The sequence below is a fragment of the Pseudomonas rhodesiae genome (genome assembly GCF_007858255.1).
Lineage (GTDB): Bacteria > Pseudomonadota > Gammaproteobacteria > Pseudomonadales > Pseudomonadaceae > Aquipseudomonas > Aquipseudomonas rhodesiae.
Map to the genome: position 1 here is coordinate 48,284 of NZ_VFEU01000009.1, position 17,685 is coordinate 65,968.

General features: G+C 62.4%; 17 protein-coding genes. 7 read left to right on the forward strand and 10 right to left on the reverse strand.

What is annotated here, in order from left to right; genetic code table 11:
- Positions 1-38 precede the first annotated feature (38 nt).
- From FIV35_RS15275 to FIV35_RS15285, 3 genes are all read left to right on the forward strand, one after another.
- The gene (locus tag FIV35_RS15275) at positions 39-1,688 is read left to right on the forward strand and encodes a VRR-NUC domain-containing protein (RefSeq protein ID WP_034138116.1); all 1,650 of its coding nucleotides are present in this window, start codon (positions 39-41) and stop codon (positions 1,686-1,688) included.
- Positions 1,685-3,943, forward strand: a complete 2,259-nt coding sequence (locus FIV35_RS15280; protein WP_034138115.1) for an ATP-dependent DNA helicase — start codon at positions 1,685-1,687, stop codon at positions 3,941-3,943. The genes FIV35_RS15275 and FIV35_RS15280 overlap by 4 nt, the downstream gene beginning before the upstream one ends.
- Positions 3,944-4,081: 138 nt before the next feature.
- Complete coding sequence (locus tag FIV35_RS15285) at positions 4,082-5,023, forward strand: alpha/beta fold hydrolase (RefSeq protein WP_034138114.1); 942 nt, start codon at positions 4,082-4,084, stop codon at positions 5,021-5,023.
- A 4-nt stretch (positions 5,024-5,027) separates the two neighbouring features.
- Here FIV35_RS15285 and FIV35_RS15290 read toward each other — a convergent pair whose 3' ends face one another.
- Together FIV35_RS15290 and FIV35_RS15295 are read right to left on the reverse strand one after the other, a co-directional pair.
- The gene (locus FIV35_RS15290; protein ID WP_034097812.1) at positions 5,028-5,978 is read right to left on the reverse strand and encodes an alpha-E domain-containing protein; all 951 of its coding nucleotides are present in this window, start codon (positions 5,976-5,978) and stop codon (positions 5,028-5,030) included.
- Between the two features lie 3 nt (positions 5,979-5,981).
- Positions 5,982-7,391: a circularly permuted type 2 ATP-grasp protein gene (locus tag FIV35_RS15295; protein ID WP_034097813.1), complete on the reverse strand. Its 1,410-nt coding sequence runs from the start codon at positions 7,389-7,391 to the stop codon at positions 5,982-5,984.
- A 396-nt stretch (positions 7,392-7,787) separates the two neighbouring features.
- Here FIV35_RS15295 and FIV35_RS15300 point away from each other — a divergent pair, with 396 nt between their 5' ends.
- The 3 genes from FIV35_RS15300 to FIV35_RS30105 all read left to right on the forward strand — a co-directional run bounded on the left by FIV35_RS15300 (position 7,788) and on the right by FIV35_RS30105 (position 8,772).
- Positions 7,788-8,333 carry a hypothetical protein gene (locus FIV35_RS15300; RefSeq protein ID WP_034138113.1) on the forward strand — a complete coding sequence of 182 codons (546 nt, stop codon included), beginning with the start codon at positions 7,788-7,790 and terminating at the stop codon, positions 8,331-8,333.
- An 85-nt stretch (positions 8,334-8,418) separates the two neighbouring features.
- A complete protein-coding gene (locus FIV35_RS15305) occupies positions 8,419-8,625 on the forward strand; it encodes a hypothetical protein (RefSeq protein ID WP_034138112.1) in 207 nt (68 codons plus the stop codon).
- A gap of 15 nt (positions 8,626-8,640) precedes the next feature.
- Entirely contained in the window at positions 8,641-8,772 is a 132-nt protein-coding gene (locus FIV35_RS30105; protein WP_259444982.1) for a hypothetical protein, read from the forward strand.
- Positions 8,773-8,780: 8 nt separating this feature from the next.
- On the opposite strand, the gene FIV35_RS15310 is transcribed toward FIV35_RS30105, so the two are convergent.
- The 5 genes from FIV35_RS15310 to FIV35_RS15330 form a co-directional block, all read right to left on the reverse strand.
- Positions 8,781-10,028, reverse strand: a complete 1,248-nt coding sequence (locus FIV35_RS15310; protein ID WP_034138111.1) for an EAL domain-containing response regulator — start codon at positions 10,026-10,028, stop codon at positions 8,781-8,783.
- 9 nt (positions 10,029-10,037) lie between these two features.
- Positions 10,038-10,421: a response regulator gene (locus tag FIV35_RS15315; protein ID WP_034113684.1), complete on the reverse strand. Its 384-nt coding sequence runs from the start codon at positions 10,419-10,421 to the stop codon at positions 10,038-10,040.
- Entirely contained in the window at positions 10,406-11,755 is a 1,350-nt protein-coding gene (locus FIV35_RS15320) for a sensor histidine kinase (protein ID WP_034138110.1), read from the reverse strand. Before FIV35_RS15320 ends, FIV35_RS15315 begins: the two co-directional genes overlap by 16 nt.
- A 236-nt stretch (positions 11,756-11,991) precedes the next feature.
- Positions 11,992-12,555 carry a GNAT family N-acetyltransferase gene (locus FIV35_RS15325; protein ID WP_034138109.1) on the reverse strand — a complete coding sequence of 188 codons (564 nt, stop codon included), beginning with the start codon at positions 12,553-12,555 and terminating at the stop codon, positions 11,992-11,994.
- Between the two features lie 31 nt (positions 12,556-12,586).
- On the reverse strand, positions 12,587-13,510 hold the full coding sequence (locus tag FIV35_RS15330) for a universal stress protein (RefSeq protein ID WP_034113688.1): 924 nt from the start codon (positions 13,508-13,510) through the stop codon (positions 12,587-12,589).
- 248 nt (positions 13,511-13,758) lie between these two features.
- Here FIV35_RS15330 and FIV35_RS15335 point away from each other — a divergent pair, with 248 nt between their 5' ends.
- Positions 13,759-14,997, forward strand: coding sequence for an MgtC/SapB family protein (locus tag FIV35_RS15335; protein ID WP_034138108.1), 1,239 nt, complete (start codon positions 13,759-13,761; stop codon positions 14,995-14,997).
- 6 nt (positions 14,998-15,003) lie between these two features.
- Here the strand turns inward: FIV35_RS15335 and FIV35_RS15340 are convergent, their stop codons facing one another.
- The 3 genes from FIV35_RS15340 to FIV35_RS15350 are packed head-to-tail and all read right to left on the reverse strand — an operon-like array spanning position 15,004 to position 17,683.
- On the reverse strand, positions 15,004-16,368 hold the full coding sequence (locus FIV35_RS15340) for a sensor histidine kinase (RefSeq protein ID WP_034138107.1): 1,365 nt from the start codon (positions 16,366-16,368) through the stop codon (positions 15,004-15,006).
- Positions 16,365-17,027, reverse strand: a complete 663-nt coding sequence (locus FIV35_RS15345; RefSeq protein WP_034138106.1) for a response regulator — start codon at positions 17,025-17,027, stop codon at positions 16,365-16,367. Before FIV35_RS15345 ends, FIV35_RS15340 begins: the two co-directional genes overlap by 4 nt.
- Positions 17,028-17,038: 11 nt before the next feature.
- Positions 17,039-17,683 carry a tetratricopeptide repeat protein gene (locus FIV35_RS15350; RefSeq protein WP_034138105.1) on the reverse strand — a complete coding sequence of 215 codons (645 nt, stop codon included), beginning with the start codon at positions 17,681-17,683 and terminating at the stop codon, positions 17,039-17,041.
- Between the last annotated feature and the right edge of the window lie 2 nt (positions 17,684-17,685).

Genomic DNA, 17,685 nt, shown 5'->3' on the forward strand with positions numbered 1-17,685 from the left:
ACTCTGTATGCATAACCAGTATTTGATCACCGCGCGCCATGGCCAACCCCCTCGACGATCCGCTCTACTACCTGCATAACTTCCGCCAGGTCCTGCATTGGCTGGGGCAGCGCTATGCCGATTTGCTCGATACTGACGAACAGCATTTCATTCAGCAATTCGACAGGTTGCCGCAGCCTTCCCAGGCTCTGTTGGTGCGTATGGTGATGCGCAAAGGCGTGCACTTTCGTGCGGGCAAACTCAACTATGTCGAGATAGGTTGCCCCCATGCGGCCGCCGCGCCGTTATTGGCGCTGGGCTGGGTGGACGGCCACTGTCTGCTGGCCATTGAGGAGCTGTTCGCGCTGCTGCAAAAGGGTGAATTGCTCAGTGCGTTCAAACCCTGGATCGAACAACCCAAAGGCAAGAAAGCCGACTGGCTGGAAGGGTTGACTGCGCGATTCAACGAGCCGCGCAGTTTTGCGCAGTGGTGCCCGGACCTGGCCGACACGCTGTACAGCCTCACGGTGATGGAATTGTGCGACCGCCTGCGCCTGATGTTCTTTGGCAATTTGCATCAGGACTGGTCCGAATTCGTATTGGCGGACCTGGGCATCTACACCTATGAAAAAGTCGAGTTCTGCGCCGAGTCCCGTGGCCTGCGCAGCCGTGACGACGTGCACGGCTATCTGTTTCTGCACCAGTGTCAGCACGCCTTTGAAAGCGGCGAGGCCGTGGACGAGGTCCTGGCTCGGATCGCCAGCCTGCGTACCGACAACCCCTGGCTGGAAAAGCGTCGGGCCAAACTGTTGTTCCAGGTGGGCCAATCCTGTGAACGCAGCGCCGAATTGGCGTTGGCGCAGCAGATCTACCGCGCCTGCACCTACCCCGGTGCCCGCGCGCGCTTGATCCGCGTACTGGAACGCCAGGAGGATTACGTCCAAGCCTTGGCCCTGGCCAGCGCCGCGCAGCAGGCACCGGAAAGCGCCGCCGAACAGCAGCACTTGCTGCGTGTGGTGCCGCGCCTGCGGCGCAAACTGGGTGAACCGGCGCTGCCCAAACCCAAGCCGCGTCCGGTCACGCGCCTGGACCTGGACCTGGCGTTGCCCGAGCCGCAGATGTCCGTTGAATACTGCGTGCAGGCCCATCTCAGCGCGCCGGACGCGCCGGTGCATTACGTGGAAAATGGCCTGATCAATTCCCTGTTCGGCCTGCTGTGCTGGGAGGTGATTTTCGCGCCATTGCCCGGTGCGTTTTTCCACCCGTTCCAGCGTGGCCCGGTGGACCTGCACAGTGAAGACTTCCACCAACGCCGCGCACCGCTGTTCGCCGCCTGTTTCGAGCAACTGCAGGACGAGCGCTACAAAACCACCATTCGCCAGCGTTACCGCGATAAATGGGGCATCCAGTCGCCGTTCGTGTTCTGGAACCTGCTCAGCGAAGAGCTGCTGGAGCAAGCGCTCGCATGCCTGCCCGCCGCCCACCTGCGCTACTGGTTCGAGCGCTTGCTGTTGGACATCCGCGCCAATCGCTCCGGCATGCCGGACCTGATCCAGTTCTGGCCGGCGCAAAAAACCTACCGCATGATCGAGGTAAAAGGCCCCGGCGACCGCCTGCAAGACAACCAACTGCGCTGGCTGGAGTTCTGTGGCGAATACCAGATGCCGGTCACGGTCTGCTACGTGCGCTGGGCGGAGCAACCGGCTTGAGTTACAGCGTGGCGGTACGTGCCTTGTGTGAGTTCACCGCCAAGGTCGGTGACCTGGACCTGCGTTTCACCCCGTCGCCCAGCGCCCAGGAAGGGATCGTCGGCCACCGCACCGTAGCGTCGCGCCGCAGCCCGCATTATCAGAACGAAGTGGCCCTGGAAGGCGAGTACCAGCAGCTCAAGGTGCGGGGCAGGGCGGACGGCTACGACCCGGACAGCCAGCGCCTGGAAGAGGTCAAAACCTACCGCGGCGACCTCGACGCCCAACCCGCCAACCATCGCCAACTGCACTGGGCTCAAGTCAAGGTGTATGGCTGGCTGATGTGCCAGAAACTGGGGCTGACAGAGATCGATCTGGCGCTGGTCTACTTCGATATCGTTGGCGAGGGCGAAACCCTGCTCAGTCAGCGCTTCCAGGCCCACGCTCTGGAAGCGTTCTTCAACCAGCAATGTGCGCTGTTCCTGGATTGGGCCCGCCGGGAGATGGATCACCGAGAGGCGCGCGACCGCGCGGCGCAGAACCTTGGCTTCCCCCATGCCGACTTTCGCCCCGGCCAGCGGGTTCTGGCCGAGTCGGTGTACAAAGCCGTCAGCACCGGCCGGTGCCTGATGGCCCAGGCGCCCACCGGCATTGGCAAGACCATCGGCACGATTTTTCCGCTGCTCAAGGCGTTGGCGCCGCAGCAGTTGGACAAGGTGTTCTTTCTCACGGCCAAAACCCCTGGGCGCAAGCTTGCTCTGGATGCCGCCCAGGTGCTGTTCACCCGCAACCCGGACTTGCATGTGCGTGTGCTGGAACTGGTGGCACGGGACAAAGCCTGCGAGCACTTGGACAAAGCCTGTCACGGCGAATCCTGCCCCTTGGCCAAAGGTTTTTACGACCGCTTGCCCGCCGCACGTAGCGCTGCGGCCAAGCTACGGCTGCTCGACCAGCGCAATCTGCGTGAGGTCGCCCTGGCCCACAACGTTTGCCCGTATTACCTGAGCCAGGAAATGGCGCGCTGGGCTGACCTGGTCGTAGCCGACTACAACTATTATTTCGACTTCGGCGCCATGCTGTTCGGCCTCGCCCAGCTCAACCAATGGCGCGCCGCGGTACTGGTGGACGAAGCTCATAACCTGGTGGAGCGCGCGCGCGGGATGTACAGCGCCAGCCTTGATCAGTACCGCCTCAAGACGTTGCGCGACGAGGCGCCCGAGGCCCTGAAAAAGTCTTTGCAGCGCCTCAATCGCGAGTGGAACGCGTTGCACAAGGCGCAAGTGGCGCCGTACCAGGCCTATGACGCCAGGCCCGATAAAATGCTCAGTGCCTTGAGCCTGTGCGCGAGTGCCATGGGCGATTATTTCAACGATCACCCCGATGCCCTGGCCGGCGACCTGCAAGCTTTTTACTTTGACGCGCTGCAATTTGCCAAAGTGGCCGAGTTGTTCAACGAACACTTCATCTTCGACATCACTAAACGCTCCTTGGGCGGCAAACGCAGCAGCTCGACCCTGTGCCTGCGCAATGTGGTGCCCGCCGAGTTCATCCGCCCACGACTGACCGCTGCCCGCAGCAGCGTGTTGTTTTCCGCCACGTTAAGCCCGCGCCATTACTACGCCGACTTGCTGGGCTTGCCTGCGGACACGGCGTGGGTGGACGTGGCGTCACCGTTCAAGGCCGAGCAATTGCGGGTGCGCATTGTCGATGAGATCTCGACCCGATTCGTGCATCGCGAGACGTCGGTGGGCCCCATCGTTGAGCTGATCGCCCAGCAATTCGCGCAACAACCCGGTAACTACCTGGCGTTTTTTTCCAGCTTCGATTACCTCCAACAAGTGGCGCAGCGCCTGGCCGAACAGCACCCGCATATCCCGCTGTGGCAGCAGTCACGGGGCATGGCCGAGGCTGAGCGCCAGGGCTTTCTCGACCAGTTCACCGAACATAGCCAAGGGGTGGGGTTCGCCGTGCTCGGCGGCGCGTTCGGCGAGGGTATCGACTTGCCCGGCGCGCGCTTGATCGGCGCATTTATCGCCACCCTGGGCCTGCCGCAACTGAACCCGGTCAATGAACAGATGAAGCGGCGCATGGCCGCGATTTTCGGTTCAGGCTACGACTACACCTATCTGTATCCAGGCCTGCAAAAAGTCGTGCAGGCAGCCGGCAGGGTTATCCGCAGCCAGCAGGACCAAGGCGTGGTGATGTTGATCGACGATCGTTTCGGTGAGGCGCGGGTACGGCCGTTGTTGCCGAGCTGGTGGGCAATTTCGTCCTGACCTCATGCACCCCGGTTCTTGGCTATCAGCCCCCGAGCGGCGCTGATGACCGAGCATTTGGCGCAAATGATGCTGGTGCAAATCCCGCACCTCCCTCACTCTTTCCTCGCATTCTGGGCCACTACAAGGAAGCCAACCATGAACGATAGCCAGCGGAGCACCCTCAAGGTCAACGGTATTGAACTGTGCGTGCATATCGCCGGGCCGGAAAATGGCGCGCCCGTCTGGTTACTCCATGGCTTTCCCGAATGTTGGCACTCCTGGCGCGAACAGATCCCGGCCCTGGCTGCGGCAGGCTATCGAGTGTTCGTGCCCCAGATGCGCGGTTACGGGCCATCCAGCTCGCCGGCCGAGATCGCTGCCTATGACCTGTTGACCTTGTGCGCCGATATCCAACAGGCCATGGATCATTTCGGGCATACCCAGGTGGTGATGGTCGGGCATGACTGGGGCGCAGTGGTGGCCTGGCACTTGGCATTGCTTGAGCCTGAGCGCATCACCCGCTTGATCACAATGTCGGTACCGTTTGCCGGGCGTGCGCGCCGGCCGGTGATTGAGATCATGCGCGAGCTGTATGCCGATCGCTTCAATTACATTCTGTATTTCCAGGCGCCTGGAGTGGCCGAGCGCGAACTGAACGCCGATATCGAGCGGACGTTGCGGCTGTTTATGCAGGATCAGGATGTGTTCCTTCAGCAAAAACCTGCCGACGCCACCTTGCTTGAAGGCGTGCCTGTGCCGGGTCCGCTGCCCGGTTGGTGTTCCCAAGAAAATTTGGATGTGTACGTGCAGACCTTCACCGAACATGGCTTTCGCGGCCCGTTGAACTGGTACCGAAATTTCGAGCGCAATTGGCAGCGCACCGAGTTCTTGGCCGGGCGGCAGGTGATGCAGCCGACGTTGTTCCTGATCGGCGACCGCGATCCGGTAGGTGTCTTCGAAGCCCACACACTCAAACGCATGCCCGACTGCGTGCCGCAGTTGGAGCAGCATGTGTTGCCCCACTGCGGTCACTGGATCCAGAACGAGCAGGCCACGCAGGTGAATGCGCTGCTGCTCGACTTCCTGGGCCGCCCCTGAGCCCTCAGACCACTTCGAGATAGGAGCTGTGAATCGCCCGCGCCAATTCGCGCACGGTGTCGATAAACTCCGTAAGGCGGCTGTGCAGGCCGTCTTCGAGAATTTCATCGATCCCGGTGTAGCGCAGCCGCGCTTCAAACTCCGCCGCCAGGCGTTGCGCCGTGCGCCCGTAGCTGCCGGGCAGGTCGGCGAGGATGTGGTTCAGTTCCTCGACACAGGCATGCAGTGAACGCGGCACGTCGCTGCGCAATAACAGCAACTCCGAGACCGAGCGGGCATTCAGCGCGTTCGGGTACAGCTGCGTATAGGCTTCGAACGACGACAACGCACGCAGCAGAGCGCTCCACTGGTAATACCCGCGCGCCGAGAGGTCGCTGACTTCTTCCGATTCTTCGCCAAACATCTCATAGCGCGCATCCAGCAGGCGCAACGTGTTGTCAGCGCGCTCGACAAACGTGCCCAGGCGGATAAAGCGATAGGCATCGTTGCGCATGATGGTGCCCGAGGTTGCCCCCCGAAACAGATGCGACCGCTGCTTGACCCAGTCACAGAAGTGGCTGATGCCGTGTCGGCCCAGGCCGCCGGCGGCGATGCTGCGCATTTCCAGCCAGGTGGCGTTGAGGTTCTCCCACATATCGGCGGTGATACGTCCGCGTACCGCATGGGCGTTGCCCCGCGCGGCGCGCAGGCAGTTATAGATGCTGGCGGGGTTTTCTTCGTCAAGGGCGAAGAAGTGCAGCATGCGCTCGGCGTCCAGTTGGGTGTGACGTTCCAGATAGCTGTCCAGGGTGCCGCTGCTGAGCAACGACATGGCCAGTTCGTCCAAGCCATCGCTGCGACCGGCCTGGGGCATCAGCGACAGCGAATAACTGACTTCGAGCATGCGCGCCAGGTTTTCGGCGCGCTCCAGGTAGCGGGACATCCAATACAGGTCTGCGGCGGTTCTACTCAGCATGATTCAGTCCTCCACCACCCAGGTGTCCTTGGTTCCGCCGCCTTGCGACGAGTTGACGATCAGCGAGCCTTCCTTGAGGGCCACCCGCGTGAGCCCGCCCGGTACCAGGCGGGTCTCCTTGCCCGACAGCACGAACGGGCGCAGGTCGATATGCCGCGGGGCGATGCCGTTTTCCACAAAGGTCGGGCAGGTCGACAGGCTCAGGGTCGGTTGAGCGATGTAGGCGTGGGGGCGGGCCTTGATGCGCTGGCGGAAGTCCTCGATTTCGGCGGCGCTGGATGCCGGGCCGACCAGCATGCCGTAGCCGCCTGAGCCCTGGGTTTCCTTGACCACCAGTTGCTCAAGGTTGGCCAGCACGTGAGACAGCTCCGCCGGTTTGCGGCACTGAAAGGTCGGCACGTTCTGTAGCACCGGTTCTTCATTCAGGTAGAAACGGATCATGTCCGGCACATAGGGGTAGATCGACTTGTCGTCGGCCACCCCGGTGCCGATGGCGTTGGCCAGTACCACGTTGCCGGCGCAATAGGCGGCCACCAGGCCAGGCACGCCGAGCATGGATTCGGGGTTGAACGCCTGCGGATCGAGGAACGCATCGTCGATACGGCGGTAGATCACATCCACCGCCTTGGGCCCGTCGGTGGTGCGCATGAACACTTTCAGGTCCTGCACGAACAGGTCGGCGCCTTCCACCAGTTCCACGCCCATTTCCCGGGCCAGGAAGGCATGTTCGAAAAATGCGCTGTTGAAGCGGCCAGGGGTCAGCACCACCACGTTGGGGTTGTCGAGGCGGCTGGAACTCTTGAGGGTCTTGAGCAGCAGGTTGGGGTAGTGATCCACCGGCGCGATGCGCTGCCGGGCGAATACCTCAGGGAACAGGCGCATCATCATTTTGCGGTCTTCGAGCATGTAGCTCACGCCGCTGGGGGTACGCAGGTTGTCTTCAAGCACGTAATAAGTGCCGTCGCCATCGCGCACCAGGTCGACACCGGAGATATGCGAGTAGATATCGCGGTGCAGGTCCAGCCCGACCATCGCTTTCTGGTAACCCTCGTTGCCCAGCACTTGATCCGCCGGAATGATCCCGGCCTTGATGATGCGTTGATCGTGATAGATGTCGGCGAGGAACAGGTTCAGCGCATTGACCCGCTGGATACACCCGCGCTCGATCACGCGCCATTCACTGGCAGGGATGCTGCGGGGGATGATGTCGAAGGGGATCAGGCGCTCGGTGTCCTGTTCGTCGCCGTACAGGGTGAAGGTGATTCCGGCGCGGTGAAACAGCAGATCGGCTTCACGACGACGCTGGGCCAGCAGTTCCGGCGGCGTATTGGCCAGCCAGCGGGAGAAATCCTGATAATGCGCACGGCACACGCCGTTTGCGTCATTCATCTCATCAAAGAAAGATCGAGCCATTCCGGTACCTTGTCAGTGCCTTTGGTTGCGCGAGCGGCACTGCCGTTTTGAACAACGCATGTTTTTATGAGCCCGTGGCGCGGGGTGCCAGCGGGCCTGGTCCTTACTTTCTCAGGATGTCGGCTCTGGGTGGGGGGGGTAACGAATGCTCCTGTTTCCAAACAGATGAATCCATAAAGCAATGCCTGTGCCGAAACCCCACCTTCCAACACATCCGCCCGCGTAGTGAGCGAGCCTGCTCGCGCCAGGCTGCGCAGCGGCGCCCCGCCAGCCCCCCAGAAAGGTGCACCCCACCTTCAATCAACACGCCGCGCACCAACCCGGTGCACAACAAACTTGAACTCCCCACACGGCCTGTTCCTCTAACGGGGTCTATACACCCCGTGGACCCTCCCCGTGCCCAGAATCATCTCCCCCCACACTCCGGAAGCGGCGCTGAACGACCACAGCGAACACAGCGCCAAGATCTTCGGTTCGCCCAAGGACCGCCTGGACTTCTATCGCCGCGAGATCCAGTACGAAACCTCCATCCTGGCCAACCGCACCGACGCTTACCTCACCGCCCAATCGTTCCTGGTGATTGCCTTCGTGTCAGGCATGGGTAACCTCAACCCAGAGTGGGGCAAGCTGTTTACCCTGATCGTGCCGCTGTTCCTGGCACTGCTGGGCATTCTCAGCTCGCTCAACGCCTGGCCGGGCATTCGCGCGGCGTATGACATCATCGATCACTGGCACTTCAAGCAGAGCCAACTGCTGCACAGCGAACCGGTGATGGGCCTGGCCTATGACGAGTCGCCGCTGTTTTCCGAGCGCGAGTCGTCCCACAAGGGCTATCGCAAGTCCCTGCTGTTTTCCGTGCGCACGCCGTGGATTTTCATGGTGTTCTGGATTCTGCTGGGGGCTTATGCGTTCTATATCCAGGTCGACAACCCAGGCGGTTGAGCAATCCGGCGGAACTTCGGGGCAGGGCGCGGCACCTTATGTCTATGCAGGCTGTAGTTACCCAATCACTGCGCAGAGGTGAAACATGAGCACTAGCAACGATCCCCAAGTCAGCGACCGTAACGATCCCGCCATCGACGGTGGCGAGCCGGCACCCGGCACCGCCGCCGATGCCCCTAAGGACCCCAAGCCTGCCCCCGACCCCAAGGACAACGACTACAGCCCCGACTTCAAGCCCGAGCGCGAGCCCAAGCCTGAAACCGACGCCGACATCGACACCCAGGGCGGCTAGTTAGAGGAGACGATCATGGCTCATCAACCGGATGAAGAACTCAACGACCCAGGTAACGAAGACCCGGGTTCATTGATGGATGACGCCGAGGTGCCGCTGATCGAAGCGGATGAAGAGGGCGCTGCTGGCGACATCGGGCATCTCTGACTTCTCATTCACTTCAAACGCCTCCTTAACAGGGGCTCCAGCGTGTCCACCGGCAACGGCCGGCTGAACAGATACCCCTGGATCTGATCGCAACCGGCCTCTTTCAAAAACGCCCATTGCGCCTGGGTTTCGACGCCTTCGGCCACCGCCAGCAAGCCCAGGCTGTGGGCCAGTTGGATGACGATCCGAACAATCGCGGCGTCCTGGGGGTTACTGGTGACTTCGCGGATAAAGGCAATGTCGATTTTCAGCGTGTCGATGGGAAAGCGGCGTAGGTAGGCCAGGCTGGAATAGCCGGTTCCGAAGTCGTCGATGGCGATTTTCACGCCCATGGCACGCAAGCGTTGCAGGCTGACGATGCTGTGCGCGGTGTTCTCCATCAGTGTGCCTTCCGTGATTTCCAACTCCAGCCAATGGGCGGCAACCCCGGTGCCGGCCAGTATGTCGGCTATCTCTGCGATCAGATCGCCCTCGATCAATTGATGGCCGGAGACGTTCACCGACACCTCCACCGCGCCGATATCGCAACGCTGCCAGGCCGCTATCTGTCGGCAGACAGTCTCGATCACCCAATGCCCGACTTGGCCAATCAGGCCGAGGCTTTCCAGCATCGGCACGAACACCGCCGGGGACACCGGCCCATAGTCGGGCCGGTCCCAACGCAGCAGGGCCTCAAGGGCACAGACTTCACCGCTGGCCACGTGCACTTTGGGTTGGTAATGCAAGGCGAACGCCTGGCGCTGCACCGCTTGGCGCAAGGCGGTTTCCAGGTCCTGGCGCACCGGGTCGTAGACGTTCGAGCGTGCGGTTTGATCGTGGTGCCGTTGCAGGCGTTGTTCGAGCATCGCGCTGTGCTGTTTCAACTGGTCGCCATGGGCTTTGAGCCGCAGCAGGTTGCGCACCCGCAGCCACAGCTCGACACGATCCACCGGTTTGCTGATGAACTCCTCTGCGCCGGTCTCCAGACCGCTGAGGCGCGCACTCGATTCACTCAAGGCCGAGAGCATGATGATCGGTATGGTCGCGGTGGCTGGGTTGCCCTTGAGCTGGTTAGCCACTTCGTAACCGTCCATGCCGGGCATCATGATGTCCAGCAGGATCAGGTCCGGCGGCTGCTCGGCCACCCTAAGCAGGGCTTCCTCGCCGGTGCCCGCGCTCAGGGTCTGGTAGCCCTCGTGCTGCAGCAGGGTTTCCAGCAACTTGCGAACCTGGGGTTCGTCGTCAACGATCAACAGCGTGGCGGGTGAGCTGGCCATGGAGAGGACTCATACGAGTGGTGTGGGGGGCGGGTGGAGCAGCGTTTCAATGACCTGGTACAGCGCCTTATAGCGCAGAGGCTTGATCACATAGGCGTCGCACCCGGCCAGGCGGGTTTTTTCGCGGTCTTCCTTCATGGCCATGGCGGTGAGCGCGATGACCGGGATATGCGCGGTCAGGGCGTCCTGCTTGAGCACGCGGGTGGCGGCCAGGCCGTCCATGCCCGGTAACTGAATGTCCATCAGGATCAGCGCCGGCTGTTGCGCGCGGGCCAGGGTCAGGCCGGACTCGGCGTCGGCGGCCCATACCACGCTGTGGCCGGCACTGACCAACAGCAAACGGGCCAGGCGCATATTGGCTTCGTTGTCTTCGATGATCAGGATATGGGCCATGGTGCCTCCGTCGTCCGATGCAGCGGCAACCACACCACGAAGCGCGTACCCAAGCCTTCGCGACTGGCCACCGCGACACTGCCGCCATGCAGCTCAGTCAGTTGCTTGACCATGGCCAGGCCCAGCCCGGTGCCTTCGAATTTGCGCGCCAGGCTACTGTCGATCTGGCTGAAGGCCTTGAACAATTTGCCCATGTCCTCTTCCGCGATGCCGATACCGGTGTCGCTGACGCTCAGCTCCAGGAAGGTGCGGTGCGCGCCGGTCTGCAAGGTATCAGCGTGGCTGGGCCAGTCGCCGGGAATCAGACCGACCTGTTCGCGAGGGGCTTCACGAACCGCCAGGGTCACGCAACTGCCGTGCTCGCTGAACTTCACCGCGTTGGCCAGCAGGTTGTAGACGATCTGTTTGGTCTTGCGCAGATCCAGCACCAGTGTGCCGAGGTCCACTGGGCTATCGAGCTTGAGCTGGATGCGTTGCAACGCGGCCTTCTCGCGCACGATCAACAAGCTGTTGGCCAATACATCGGCCAGCGCCACGGGCTCCAGCTCCAGGTCCATCATCCCGGCTTCGACCTTGGACAGATCGAGGATGTCGTTGATCAGTGACAACAGGTGCTGGCCGCTGGTGAAAATGTCGCCGATGTATTCGCGCTGGGTGTCGGTCATGTCGCCGACCAGCCCATCCTTGAGCGCCTCGGAAAAGCCGATCACCGCGTTTAATGGGGTGCGCAGTTCGTGGGACATGGTCGCCAGGAACTCGGATTTCATGTGGCTGGCGTGCTCCAGCTCCAGGTTTTTGTCTGCCAGGGCGCGTTCGAAGTCTTTGCGTTCGGCCTCAACCTGCTTGCGCGCAGTGTTGTCGGTGCCGATAAGCAGGTAGCCGATGAGCGTGTCGCTGCGGTTGCGCAGTGCGGTTACCGAGACCATCGCAGACAAGCGGCTACCGTCCTGGCGGATATAAGTCAGCTCGTAAATGTCCTCAATGCCGCGCGAGGCTTTAAACACCAAGGCTTCGAAGCCCGGCGTGATCGGCGTGTCGAGTTCCAGGCTGAGGGCGGCGGCGCGGGTGATCAGTTCGGCGGGATCGGAAATGTCGGCGGGGGTGACGCGGTTGACCACATCGGCGGCGGCGTAGCCCAGCATGCGTTCGGCGCCGACGTTGAAGATCTGGATCACACCTTTTTCGTCAGTGGCGATGCTGGAGAAGTGCGCGCTATTGAAAATGGCGTCTTGCAGCGCGCCGGTCTTGATCAGGCTTTTCTGGCGTTTGAATTCGTCGATCTTGGCCGCGCGTGACTGCAGGTCGGGCGGGCTGTGGGTGGTTTTTTTATCCATCGCAAGGGCGGATCCATGACGTTCAGGCCCGACACCGTTCATGACCGTGTCGCAGAGCATGCTCACAGAAAATCGCGCACAGGCGATGAGGAGGAGATGAGGTCTTAGGACAATAGCAGCCTATTGCCATAGACCTGCAAATAAAACAGTGGGCGTTTGCCTACGCTAAAGCGCAGTGGCCGCGCTTGCTCGACCTGCAACGCAGCAAACGCCCCATGACGGCCATGTGGATGGGTTTAAAGCTGCACGCTGCTGATCACCTGAGTACCGTCATCCGGATCGGTGACACTCTCGAAACCTAGATCATGGGTCAATTGACGCATATGCGCATTGGTGGCCGCGTCCACCGTATACATGCGCGTGTAGCCATTTTTTTTCGCCGCAGCCATCAAGTGCTGCATCAGCACGCGCGCCAGGCCCAGGTGCTGCCAGGCATCGGCCACCACCACCGCGCATTCGCACGCCTGGTCCTTGGCGGCGGCGTAGCGCGCCACGCCGATTTCCACCAGTTGGCCGTTATCGTGCACCAAGGCGATATACGCCAGGCGTTCCTGGTTATCGACGTCCATCAATTGATCGAGCAATGTCTTGCCCGGCTCGCAGACCTCGCCCAGAAAACGCTGATGCCTGGACTCGCGGGACAAGCCCTTGATGAAGTTGTATTCGCGCTCGCGGTCTTCGGCGGTCAATGGACGCACCAGCACGTGGCGGCCATCGTCGAGCCGGTCGATCCAGTGTTCGTGGGGCACCGCCGCATAAACAGGCGCGGCTTGCCGGTTGAGTGCTTCAGTATTAGACATGACGGAACCTCCATGGGGTGAAATGGCCGGGTTATTCCAGCATCTCGGGTGACACCACCCACACACTGCAGGGCATGCGGTACAGCAGCGTTTCAGTGGTACTGCCCAGCAGCCGCGACAGACCGTGATGACCGACCCGGCCCATGACGATCACGTCAATGTTGTAGGCGTCGGCGAAGCTGGACAACACCTTCGCCGGGTTGCCCAGAATCATGTGGCGCTGTTCCGGCGGGATGCCGTTGCGCGCCGCCAGGTCGTTGAAGGCTTCGCCCTGGGCGGCGAACAGCTGCTTGGCCGCCTGCGACGAGAAGAACGCCGCGCCACTGCCGAACTCGTATTCCTGGGCGGCCAGGTCGGACAAGTCATGGGCGTAAACCATCTGCACATCGGCCTCGCAGGCCGTCGCCAATTTGCTCGCCTCATGCAGGATGCGGTCGTTGAGGCCCTGGTAGCGGCCGTCACGGTGGAACGGATCGACCGCCGCCACGATCCTGCGTGGCAGAGCGTGATGCACGCCGTGCACAAAGTGCAGCGGTACGGGGCATTCGCGCAGCAGGTGCACATCCATCGGCGTGAACATCAAGCGCGAGAGTCGCGACTCATGGGCCAGTGCCTTGATCACCAGGGCCATGGGTTCTTCCTTGAGGCGAATCAACAGCTCCTTGAGCGGATCATCGACCCAGGCCACCTCGGTAGTCACCGTCAGCCCCAGTTTGCGCAACGGCCGCGCCTGGTCTTCAAGCCATTGGTGATGGCGCTCCACATAGCCCAGGCGCATCTGCTCCAGGGCCTGTTCGTTGACCAATCCGGCGGTGGCCAGACCTTCCAGGTAGTCGAACGCCAGAATATGCAAGGCGGCGCCTTCGGCCTTGGCCAACGCGGCGGCGCGCTCGAAAGCGGGGCTGTGTTCCATCAACGGTGAAACCAGCAGCAAGAAACGGGCTTGAGCAGACATGTGCGATCTCCCTTGGATTACCAGTGGCATCTAGGGTCGATCATGGCCCCGACCGTTGGGCGGCGTTTGATCTGCATCAAGTCGCCGCCACGCCGGGCGGAGCGAGCGACGTGCGGTCAACGAGGGGATCGTTGATGATAATCAACGCGGCGTGCGGCATCCTGGCGCAGACTGCGAAGAGCGATGCCGGTCCGGGCGTCCATCGAAGCCGAGAGGTTGTTTATGTCCATCACGCCAGGGGTGCTGTTATGAGCCAGACCTTGGGCCTGGCCGGCGCCGCTGCGGCGTTGGGTATTGGCATGCTGGTGGGGCTTGAGCGCGAACGCCACAAGGGCGAAGGCGAGCATCGCGATTTTGCCGGGTTGCGCACCTATTCGATCACCGCATTGCTCGGTTATGTGACCCAGCAGGTCGGCGGCGCCTTGCTGTTGGGCCTGATCGCGCTGTGCCTGGCGCTGCTGGTCAGTACCGCGTACTGGAAAAGCCAGGCCAAAGACCCGGGCATCACCAGCGAAGTGGCGTTGTTCACCGTGCTGGTACTGGGCGCCCTGTGCGGCGCGGCGCCCGAGTTGGCCACGGCGATTGGGGTGGTGATGGCCGGCTTGCTGGTCTATCGACAGAAACTGCACGAGTTCGCCCGCAGCCAACTGAGCGACGCCGAAATGCGCGACGGCCTGTTGCTGCTGGTGGTCGCGCTGGTGGTCTTGCCGCTGGTGCCGGACCGCTTTATCGGCCCTTATGCAGCGATCAACCCGCGCACCATCTGCACCTTGACCGTACTGCTGATGGCGGTCGGCGCCCTGGGGCATGTGGCGGTGCGGGCGTTGGGCCCGCGTTATGGCTACGCGGTCGGTGCCATTGCGTCCGGGTTCGCCTCCAGCACCGTGACCATCGCCGCCATGGGCCATATCGCCGCCAAGGAACCGCAGCAGTTGCGCACGCTGGCGGCTGCGGCGGTTTTCTCCAACCTGGCCACGGTGGCGCAGGTGGCCTTGATTCTGGGCACGGTAGAGCCGGCGTTGCTGGCGCAAATGGCCTGGCCGTTGCTGGCCGGTTTTGTCGCCATCGCGGCTTACGGCATTTGCCTGATGCTGCGCACCCCCACGTCGGCCGCCAGCGAGGCTATCAAGGTGGGCGGTGCATTCGATCTCAAACTGGCGTTAATCATGGTGCTGATGATGACCGGCATTACGTTTGTCTCATCGGCGATGCTGTATTACTTCGGCGAATGGGGCGTGATGGTCACCGCCACCCTCAGCGGCTTCGCTGACGCGCATGCGTCTACAGCTTCGATTGCCGCCCTGACCGCCAGCGGCCAATTGGCCGTGCAGGCGGCGCCGATCCCGGTGTTGCTGGCGGTCAGTTGCAATTCCCTGAGCAAGTGCCTGGTGGCCTGGGTCAGCGACGGTCGCCGCTTTGCCGGCTATGTGATTGGCGGCCAAGCATTGCTGACCGCCGCGACATGGCTGGGCCTACTGATCGGTTGAAACGGCTCAAAGAGGGATGTGCAACGTGGCCCGCAGCCCGCCGCCGGCACGGTTGTCCAGACGGATCTGACCGCCCAGGCGCTGGGCGATGGTGTGGACGATGGTCAAGCCCAGGCCTGCACCGTGGGCATTGCCACGGCTGTAGAAGCGCTCGAACAAGCGCTCGCGGTCCTGTTCGTCGATCCCGGGGCCCTGATCGTCCACCGTCAGCTCGAATGCCGTGTCAGTCTTGTGCAACCCCACGGTAATTACACCCTGTTCCGGAGAGAAATTCGCCGCGTTGGTCACCAGGTTGGTCAGGGCGATCGCGATGGCCGCGCCGTCGGTGGTCACGGTGCAAGGCGTGTCGTCCGCGTCGAACACCAGTTCCAGGCCCTTGCTCAACAGCCAGGGCGTGAGTTGGATCAGGCTGTCGCGCACGGCGGCGGTAAGGTCCAGGGGCTGTAAGGGCGGTTGCCCGGCACTCGGCTCCAGGCGCGCCATGGTCAGCAACTGGTTGACCAGGCGGCTGGTACGGTCCACGCCAGTGATCAGGAAGGCCAGGGATTCGCGACGTTCAGCCTCGGTGCCGGCCTCCAGCAGGTTTTGCGCATGCACCCGCAGCACCGCCAGCGGGGTTCGCATTTCGTGGGCCGCATCGGCGATAAAGCGTCGTTCGCGACCCAGCAGGTCCTGGAGCTGCGCGAGCATACGGTTCAGGGCGGCCTGCATGGGTTCCAGTTCGGTGGGTAAGGGCGTCAGTTGCATCGGCTCCAGGGAGCCGGAGTGCCGGGCGCGTAACGTTGCGGCCATATCAGCCAGCGGCTTGAGCCCCCAACCGATGGCCAGCCAGACCATCATCGCCAGGATCAGGCTGCCCAGCACGTTCGGCCACAAGGTGTGGCGCACGATACGACCGACCAGGTCGGCGCGCACATCGTCGCGTTCGCCGACCCAGATGCGCAGGCCGCTGTTCTTGTCCTTGAGCAAAAAACCGCGCCATTGCCGGCCATTGAGGTCGTCCACATTGCTGTAGCCGGGCTGTTCGGGCGGAGTGGCGAACGTGGGAGCGCTGGAGGTGAACACCAGGCGTTCGCCCTGGGGGCTCCAGACCTGGAAAGCCACCTTGCTTTCGTATGGATGCCCGTTGACTTTAGGGTTGGCCTCGGCCAGCGCCTTGTTGAAGGCGCGGTACAGGTCGGCTTGCTGCTCGTTCGCCAGCGGCAGGCTCATCAGGCCTTGTAGCAACCGGGCGTTTTGCGCCAGTTGCGCATCGTAGACTTCGGCAATTTCGTGGTTGCTGTCATGCAGGTTCAATGCGCTGATCAGCAAAAAACCGCCGAGCAGCAGGCCGATAATCAAGGTCAGGGTGCGGCGGCGAATCGAGGTCACACGCGATCCTCCACCAGATAACCCACGCCGCGCACAGTGCGGATCAATTCGCTGGAGAACTTTTTGCGCAAGTGGTGGATATGCACCTCCAGGGTGTTGCTTTCGGCTTCTTCGTTCCAGCCATACAGCAACTGGATCAACTGATCGCGGGTCATGACCCGCCCCGGGGGCGAAAGCAGTTCATGCAGCAGTTGGTATTCCTTGGGGGTCAGCGACACCGGTTGATGGTGATAACTGACTTGCTGGGTGCTGGGGTCCAGGCAAATGCCCGCATGTTCGATCAGCACCCGCGCCCGGCCGGCGCTGCGCCGCAGCAGGGCGCGCAAGCGGGCCTTGAGTTCGGCCAGGTCGAAGGGCTTGATCAGGTAATCGTCGGCACCGGCGTCGAGCCCGGCGATGCGGTCTTCGGTGGCATCCCGCGCGGTCAGGATCAGCACCGGTACGGTGGCACCGCCGTCGCGCAGGCGGCGCAGCACCTCCAACCCGCCCATGCGCGGCAGGCCGAGGTCGAGCACCACCACGTCGAAGGTTTCGCTGAGCAGGGCATGCAGGGCGCTGCTGCCGTCCTTCAACCAGTCGACGGTGTAACCCTCGCGCGCCAAAGCCTGGTGAATCCCTCCGCCCAGGGCTTCGTCATCCTCGATCAGTAATAGACGCACGCGCGCTCCTGTCAGTTGAATTGCTTGGCGATCTCGGCCAACAGGCGCTCGATCTCTTTGCGCCGCCCGGCGTCGGCGCTTTCCCGACCTGGGCGGGGAGCCGCCAGTAGGGCCTTTTGCAGGGCATCGCGGGCTTGGTCATAACGTTTTTGCCGGTACAGGTGATCGCCCCAGAAGTACAGACTATCAATGCCTGTCGGGTTGACTTGCAAGGCCTGTTTAAGCAACTGCTCGGCCTTGTCGGCGTCACCGAAACCAATCGGCCAGCCCGGAACGCGATCGTACAGCGCCGCCAGGCTGGTATAGGCCGAGCCTTGCAGGGCGGTGGGGTCGAGGGCGAGCGCGCGTTCCAGGTCGGCCTTGGCGGTCTTGGCCTTGCTCAACGCGCCGAGTCCGCCCTGGGCACCGGCCCAACTGCTGGTGACGATACCCGACCAGATCCAGGCTTCGGCGGCCTGCGGACGGGCCTGGGTGATGGCATTCGCCTGGCCGGCCAGTTGCTCGAAGGCCTGGGTGCGTTGTGCCTCAGGCAGGCCGTATTGGATCTCGGCCCAGCGTTGTTGGATCGTGGTCAGCCGTTGCTGGTCGGCGGCGTCCAACGCCCAGGTGAGGGGGCTCAGGGCACTGAGCACAAGGGCGGCAATCAGTGTTCTCATGG

Bases quoted from the DNA above. Each gene is read 5' to 3' on its own strand.
- FIV35_RS15275 (WP_034138116.1), top strand. From the start codon at position 39: ATGGCCAACCCCCTCGACGATCCGCTCTACTACCTGCATAACTTCCGC.
- FIV35_RS15310 (WP_034138111.1), bottom strand. From the start codon at position 10,028: ATGGCCAGCTCACCCGCCACGCTGTTGATCGTTGACGACGAACCCCAG.
- FIV35_RS15350 (WP_034138105.1), bottom strand. From the start codon at position 17,683: ATGAGAACACTGATTGCCGCCCTTGTGCTCAGTGCCCTGAGCCCCCTC.
- FIV35_RS15330 (WP_034113688.1), bottom strand. From the start codon at position 13,510: ATGTCTGCTCAAGCCCGTTTCTTGCTGCTGGTTTCACCGTTGATGGAA.
- FIV35_RS15315 (WP_034113684.1), bottom strand. From the start codon at position 10,421: ATGGCCCATATCCTGATCATCGAAGACAACGAAGCCAATATGCGCCTG.
- FIV35_RS15290 (WP_034097812.1), bottom strand. From the start codon at position 5,978: ATGCTGAGTAGAACCGCCGCAGACCTGTATTGGATGTCCCGCTACCTG.
- FIV35_RS15285 (WP_034138114.1), top strand. From the start codon at position 4,082: ATGAACGATAGCCAGCGGAGCACCCTCAAGGTCAACGGTATTGAACTG.
- FIV35_RS15295 (WP_034097813.1), bottom strand. From the start codon at position 7,391: ATGGCTCGATCTTTCTTTGATGAGATGAATGACGCAAACGGCGTGTGC.
- FIV35_RS15325 (WP_034138109.1), bottom strand. From the start codon at position 12,555: ATGTCTAATACTGAAGCACTCAACCGGCAAGCCGCGCCTGTTTATGCG.
- FIV35_RS30105 (WP_259444982.1), top strand. From the start codon at position 8,641: ATGGCTCATCAACCGGATGAAGAACTCAACGACCCAGGTAACGAAGAC.
- FIV35_RS15335 (WP_034138108.1), top strand. From the start codon at position 13,759: ATGAGCCAGACCTTGGGCCTGGCCGGCGCCGCTGCGGCGTTGGGTATT.
- FIV35_RS15320 (WP_034138110.1), bottom strand. From the start codon at position 11,755: ATGGATAAAAAAACCACCCACAGCCCGCCCGACCTGCAGTCACGCGCG.
- FIV35_RS15305 (WP_034138112.1), top strand. From the start codon at position 8,419: ATGAGCACTAGCAACGATCCCCAAGTCAGCGACCGTAACGATCCCGCC.